General features: G+C 66.0%; 1 protein-coding gene and 1 pseudogene. Both read left to right on the top strand.

What is annotated here, in order from left to right; genetic code table 11:
• The coding region (gene gltB, locus AC5RWT_RS34710; protein WP_494084189.1) for a glutamate synthase large subunit at positions 1 to 4,350 on the top strand (4,350 nt) is incomplete at its 5' end.
• A pseudogene (gene gltD, locus AC5RWT_RS34705) lies at positions 4,343 to 4,672 on the top strand (glutamate synthase); the annotation flags it as partial. The gene gltB and the pseudogene gltD, both read left to right, overlap by 8 nt.

Raw genomic sequence — 4,672 nt, 5'->3', positions numbered from 1 at the left:
GGGCTGCTCACCCAGATCCCCGATGAATTCTTCCGGGCCGTTGTGGGCTTCGAGCTGCCGGCTCCGGGCCAGTACGCCGCCGGGACCGCCTTCCTGCCCAGCGATGAGTCCGAAGCTGCAGGAGCCCGCGACGGCGTGGAATCCCTCGCCGCTTCCGAAGGACTCAGGATCCTCGGCTGGCGCGAGGTACCGGTGGTGACCGAACTCGTCGGGGCCCTGGCCCGGTCCTGCATGCCGCACTTCGTCCAGGTATTCCTCGCCCTCGACGCGGACCGTGCGCACGATAACGACCTGGATGCCCGCGCTTTCCGGGTGCGCAAACGCGCGCAAAACAAGTACGGGGTGTACTTCCCGTCGTTGTCCTCCCGGACGATCGTCTACAAGGGGATGCTGACCACTGCCCAGCTGGAACCCTTCTACCCGGACCTGTCCGACCTCCGGTTCAAGACCAAGCTGGGCATAGTCCACTCCCGGTTCTCCACCAACACTTTCCCTTCCTGGCCGCTGGCCCAGCCCTTCCGCACCATCGCGCACAACGGCGAGATCAACACGGTCAAGGGAAACCGCAACTGGATGCGGGCCCGCCAATCGCAGCTGAAAAGCCGGTTGCTCGGCGATACCCCGGAAGAGCTCTTCCCGATCTGCACACCCGGGGCTTCCGACTCGGCGTCCTTCGACGAGGTCGCGGAGTTGCTGATGCTTTCCGGCCGCCCGATCACGCACGCGATCATGATGATGATTCCCGAGGCATGGGAGAACCACGCCACGATGGACCCGGCGCGGCGGGCTTTCTACCAGTACCACTCCATGCTGATGGAGCCTTGGGACGGACCCGCTGCCGTTTCCTTCACGGACGGCAAGCTTGTTGGCGCGGTTTTGGACCGCAATGGCCTGCGGCCGGCCCGTTACTGGGTCACCGACGACGGGATGGTGGTCCTGGCCTCCGAGGTCGGCGTCGTCACCATTGATCCGGCCAGGGTGGTCAAGAAGGGCCGTGTCTCGCCCGGGAAGATGTTCCTGGCGGACACCGAAGCCGGCCGGCTGATCGAGGACCAGGAGATCAAGGCCGAGGTCGCGGCGGCCAACCCTTGGGGCGAATGGCTCAAGGACAACATGATCCGACTGGAAGACCTGCCGGAGCGCGAGCACGTGGTGCACACCGCCGCATCGGTCAGCCACCGCCAACGGACCTTCGGCTACACGCAGGAAGAGCTGCGTATCCTGCTGGGCCCCATGGCCCGCACCGGCGCCGAACCCCTGGGCGCCATGGGCACCGACACTCCGATCGCCGTGTTGTCCAAGCGTCCGCGCCTGCTGTTCGACTACTTCGTGCAATCCTTCGCGCAGGTGACCAACCCTCCGCTGGATTCCATCCGCGAAGAGCTGGTGACGTCGCTGCGTACGTCGATCGGACCCGACGGGAACCTGCTGGCGACCGGGCAAGTGCGCACCACCCGGGTGGCGCTGAAGTTCCCGGTGGTCAACAACGACGAACTGGCCAAGATTGCCGCCATGGAAGACGAGGAAGGTGACCGCCTCACGCTGAAGGTGCGGGGCCTCTACCGGCCCGACGGCGGCGCTGCCGAGCTGGCTGCCCGGCTGCAGGAGATTTGTGAGAAAGTCTCCGGCGCCGTCAACCGCGGCGTGAAGTTCATAGTGCTCTCCGACCGGGACTCGAATGCCCAGTGGGCACCGATCCCATCGCTGCTGCTGACCAGCGCTGTGCACCACCACCTGCTCAAGAGCGCCAATCGGACCAAGATCTCGCTGCTGGTGGAAGCCGGCGACGTGCGTGAAGTCCACCATGTCGCGGTGCTGATCGGCTATGGCGCGTCCGCGGTGAACCCGTACCTGGCGATGGAAAGCTGCGAGGAACTCGTACGCAACGGCTACATCGAAGGCGTGACCGCAGCCCAGGCCGTGCAGAACCTGATCAAGGGCCTGGGCAAGGGCGTGCTGAAGATCATGTCCAAGATGGGCATCTCCACCGTCGCCTCCTACTGCGGAGCGCAGACGTTTGAAGCGATTGGACTGGCCCAATCTCTGGTGGACCAGTACTTTGCCGGGACCCAGTCGCAGCTCGGCGGCGTCGGCCTGGACGTCATTGCCGCCGAAGCCGCGGCCCGTCATGCCCAGGCTTACCCGGCCGACGGAATCGAAGAACCCCACCGGGCGCTTGAGACCGGCGGCGAGTACCAGTGGCGCCGCGGAGGACCCCCGCATCTGTTCAACCCGGAGACGGTGTTCCGGCTACAGCATTCCACCCGCGAGCGCCGCTACGACGTGTTCAAGGCCTACACCCGCGGCGTCGACGACCAGTCCAAGGACCTGATGACGCTGCGCGGCCTGCTGAAATTCACATCCGGCCAGCGTCCGGCAGTTCCGCTGGAGGAGGTTGAACCGGTCTCGAGCATCGTCAAGCGCTTCTCTACCGGGGCAATGAGCTACGGATCCATCTCCCGGGAGGCGCACGAAACGCTGGCCATTGCCATGAACCGGCTGGGCGCGAAGTCGAACACCGGCGAGGGCGGCGAAGACGTGGACCGGCTGCTGGACCCGGAGCGCCGGTCGGCCATCAAGCAAGTGGCATCCGGCCGGTTCGGTGTGACGAGCCTGTACCTGACCAACGCCGAGGATATCCAGATCAAGATGGCCCAGGGAGCCAAGCCCGGCGAGGGCGGCCAGCTGATGAGCCAGAAGGTCTACCCCTGGGTGGCCCGCACCCGGCATTCGACGCCCGGCGTGGGCTTGATCTCGCCGCCGCCGCACCACGACATTTACTCGATCGAGGATCTCGCCCAGCTGATTTACGACCTGAAGCGCTCCAATCCCTCGGCGCGCGTGCACGTGAAGCTGGTATCGGAAGTCGGCATCGGCACGGTGGCAGCGGGCGTGACCAAGGCGAAGGCCGACGTCGTCCTGGTTTCAGGGCACGACGGCGGGACGGGCGCCAGTCCGCTGAACTCGCTCAAACATGCCGGTGCTCCGTGGGAGCTGGGGCTGGCCGAGACCCAGCAGACCTTGATGCTCAACGGACTGCGGGACCGCGTGGTGGTCCAGGTGGACGGCCAGCTGAAGTCGGGCCGCGACGTAATGATCGCTGCGCTGCTGGGCGGCGAGGAGTTCGGTTTCGCCACCGCTCCGCTGGTGGTCTCCGGCTGCATCATGATGCGGGTCTGCCACCTGGACACCTGTCCGGTGGGTGTCGCCACGCAGAACCCGGAACTGAGGCGGCGTTTCACCGGCAAGCCCGAGTTCGTGGTGAACTTTTTCGAGTTCATCGCCGAGGAAGTACGCGAGTTGCTGGCGCAACTGGGCTTCCGCAGCCTGGAAGAAGCCATTGGCCATGCCGAACTGCTGGACACCCGCGAAGCGGTCAAGCATTGGAAGGCCGAGGGCCTCGATCTGGCACCGATCCTGCGCGGCTACGGTGCGGACGCGGACGTCCCGCTGCGCAACATGACGACGCAGAACCACGAACTGGACAAGCACTTCGACAACCAGCTGATCGCCATGAGCGCCGATGCGCTGAACCAGCGCGAGCCGGTGCGGATCAGCCTGGACGTGATCAACACGGACCGGTCGGTGGGGACGATGCTCGGTCATGAAGTGACCAAGCGCTTCGGCATCCAGACGCTCGCGGACGACACCATCGATGTGACGCTGACGGGTCAGGCCGGGCAGTCGCTGGGTGCCTTCCTCCCGGCCGGCATCACCTTGCGACTGCTCGGAGATTCCAATGACTACGTGGGCAAGGGACTCTCCGGCGGGCGGATCATCGTCCGGCCGGAGCGGGCCAGCACCTTTGCGCCCGACCGCAACGTCATTGCCGGCAACGTGATCGGCTACGGCGCCACCAGCGGGGAAATGTTCCTGCGCGGCCAGGTCGGCGAGCGGTTCCTGGTGCGGAACTCGGGCGCCACCGCCGTCGTCGAAGGAATAGGCGACCACGGCTGCGAGTACATGACCGGTGGCCTGGCCCTGGTGCTGGGCCGGACAGGCCGCAACTTCGGCGCCGGCATGTCCGGTGGCGTGGCCTACGTGCTGGACCTGGACCTGGCCCGGCTGAACACGCAGAGCGTGGACAGCGGCGAACTGCAGCTGCTGCGGCCCGATGCGGCGGACTGCGGGACCATCGCCGCGCTGCTGAAGAAGCATGCCGAGGAGACAGGTTCGGAGCTGGCCGCACAGCTGCTTCAGGACCTCGACGACACCCTGACCCGCATCACCAAGGTGCTGCCGCGCGACTACGCGGCGGTGCTGCAAGCCCGGGCCAATGCCGAAGCCGAGGGGCTGGACCCCGACGGCGACATCGTCTGGACCCGAATCCTGGAGGTAACCGGTGGCTGACCCACGCGGATTTCTGAAAGTACGTGAACGCCAGACCCAGCCGCGCCGACCGGTTCCCGTGCGCATCATGGACTGGAAGGAAGTCTATGAAGCGCAGGAGAAGGGCGTGCTCCGCAGCCAAGCGGGGCGCTGCATGGACTGCGGCATCCCGTTCTGCCATCAGGGCTGCCCGCTGGGCAACCTGATCCCAGAATGGAACGACCTGACCTGGAGCGGCAAGGACCGGGAAGCGATTGAACGGCTGCACGCCACCAACAACTTCCCGGAATTCACCGGCCGGCTGTGCCCGGCACCGTGCGAGGCGTCCTGCGTGCTGGGCATC

This window comes from Arthrobacter sp. Dra40 (assembly GCF_059091905.1).
The sequence above is the reverse complement of the archived record's forward strand: the minus strand, read 5'-3'. Positions and strand labels throughout refer to the sequence as shown.